The 360-nt window shown below is 34.2% G+C and carries 1 pseudogene; it reads right to left on the bottom strand.

Annotated features, from left to right (window positions below):
- Positions 1-360: pseudogene (locus LIZ98_RS17755) on the bottom strand (hypothetical protein); the annotation flags it as partial.

The raw sequence follows: 360 nt of genomic DNA, 5'->3' as shown, positions 1-360 counted from the left end.
CTCATGAGGAAGATACAGTAAATAGTCAATGAAGTAGAAAAGAGCTTCCGCATAAATAGATTTAAGATTTGAGTTGGTTAAGATAAAGTCTTTTAACAATTTTTTCTTTACTTCATATCGTTTATGATAGTTCTTTTCCGTTTGATGAAGGTAAATGCCTGCCAAAACTGCAATGGCAAAAGGGTTCGTTGATTTTTTCAAAGAAGGAATATCCTCTTCATTAAACTTATAAGTATTGAAGCGATACGTAAGTTCAGTGCCGTAAAAGGAATATTGGAACGGCTGCGGATTGTTGGATTTAGACAAATCGGTCAAAATGGCAATGGAATAAATGTTTTCTTGGAAGCGATCAAACAAACG

This window comes from Caldibacillus sp. 210928-DFI.2.18 (genome assembly GCF_020554505.1).
Classification (GTDB): domain Bacteria; phylum Bacillota; class Bacilli; order Bacillales; family Caldibacillaceae; genus Caldifermentibacillus; species Caldifermentibacillus hisashii.
The sequence above is the reverse complement of the archived record's forward strand: the minus strand, read 5'-3'. Positions and strand labels throughout refer to the sequence as shown.